Source organism: Gordonibacter sp. 28C (assembly GCF_003339845.1).
In the GTDB taxonomy this organism is placed as follows: domain Bacteria; phylum Actinomycetota; class Coriobacteriia; order Coriobacteriales; family Eggerthellaceae; genus Gordonibacter.
The window spans coordinates 1-1,564 of record NZ_PPTR01000027.1; the positions used below are offsets into that span (position 1 = coordinate 1).

The window sequence follows — 1,564 nt, forward strand, 5'->3', positions numbered from 1 at the left end:
GGGGGGTGTTTCTATAGTTTTGTCAACTCATCTTTTCACGCTTTCCTAGAGAAGCAGGGCATGCTGACGCGAGCCCTGCGATAGGGCCTATTGAGACGGAGCGCGCCGGCCAACTCTCAGGACGGGGAATATGGGCGAATGTCCCTCATCACGGCGAAGATGACCTTGAGTCGCTTTCTGGCTACAGCCTTAAGAGCCTTGTTGTGTCGCATCCCTCGCGCCAGGCAGGCATCGTAATAGCGTCCGAACTCGTTTTTCGTGTCGACGAGCGAGTTGCAGGAGAAGATGAGCAGGTTCTTGAGTTCCTTGTTGCCTCCCTTGGACGGGGATGACGAGTCAAGGGAAGTTCCGGATTGCTTGTTGCAGGGAGCCAATCCGGCGAACGATGCGAGCTTGCCGTGATTCGCGAACAGGTCGATGTCCACTCCTGCGACGAGCGCCGAGGCTGTCTTTGGCCCTATGCCCGGAATGGTCAGAAGCGCCCGGTAGGTTTTGTCGCTTTCCATAAGGCAGCCCATGCGCTCTTCAACAAGCGCAGCCCTCCTTTCGTCTTCCCCGATCCTTTCGGCCAGCATGCGCACGAGCATGTCTTCTGCTCGGGTATGGAGGCGCTCGGATGCGGCCGAGGCAAGCGCCGCATCCCGAAAGGCGCTAGCTGCGCGCAGCGGCGCGCCGTATCTCTTGGCAAGGCCGTCGTAGCGCCGTCGGCTAACCGAGGCGATGCCAGCCGGACCGCCGAGCTCCTTGAAAACGCCCACTTGCCAACCTAGTCCCAAGTCGAGCTGCGCTTCGAAGGCGGGATCCGCCTCTGCGAGCACCGCCCGGAGCCTGTTTTTAGCCTGGACGATCGAGCGGGTGGTAAACCTTCTTTGAGAGGCGAGCAGCCTTATTTCCGTGCCCGATTCGCCGTCTTCCGAGATGGGCCGCAAACACCACGGCATTCCGGCGGCAGTACGCGCGATGACCTCGGCGTCTATCTCGTCAGTCTTGGCGATGCCGGGAAACAGGTCGCGGGCGCGCTTCATCGAAAGGCCGGGAAGGTAGGCGACGTCCACACCCGCCGCGTGCGCCCTCTCGATTACGAGTGCTCCGATGTTGCGTTTCTGGTCGACGACCACGACGGTGTCGGGACCGACGAGTCTCAGTATCTCGTCGATCGGCCCCTCCCTGTTTTCCAAGGACTTGTTGAAGATAACCTCGCCCGTTGTGCGCGAGACGGCGCACGCCCGATGCGTCGCCTTTCCCACATCGAACCCGATGCAGATTTCCCTTGCAGCGTCCATGATGGTATCCTCTCAGCCATGTTGGCTGACCGTGAAGACCGCAAGTTCGAGCACCCACATTACAGAGCCGTGCGATTGTCGCCGGCAGGTTTCTATCGGCTTTCGATTGCGGCGCCCAACCCCGGTGGCAACACCCCCCGGGCCTTCGTGAGAGGCAAGGGCGAAGGGCCATCCGGGGCTGGTCGGCCAGCAACCCCGCAGGGTCAACTCCCATCGTAATCCGCACAGGGGATCAAAGGAAAGAGTTAGACCCAGCAAGAGCTGGGTCTAACTGTAATGGG

Annotated in this window: 1 protein-coding gene; it reads right to left on the reverse strand. The window is 60.7% G+C overall.

What is annotated here, in order from left to right; all coding sequences use genetic code 11:
* Positions 1 to 116: 116 nt before the first annotated feature.
* Positions 117 to 1,283, reverse strand: coding sequence for an IS110 family transposase (locus tag C1878_RS16390; protein ID WP_114602634.1), 1,167 nt, complete (start codon positions 1,281 to 1,283; stop codon positions 117 to 119).
* Between the last annotated feature and the right edge of the window lie 281 nt (positions 1,284 to 1,564).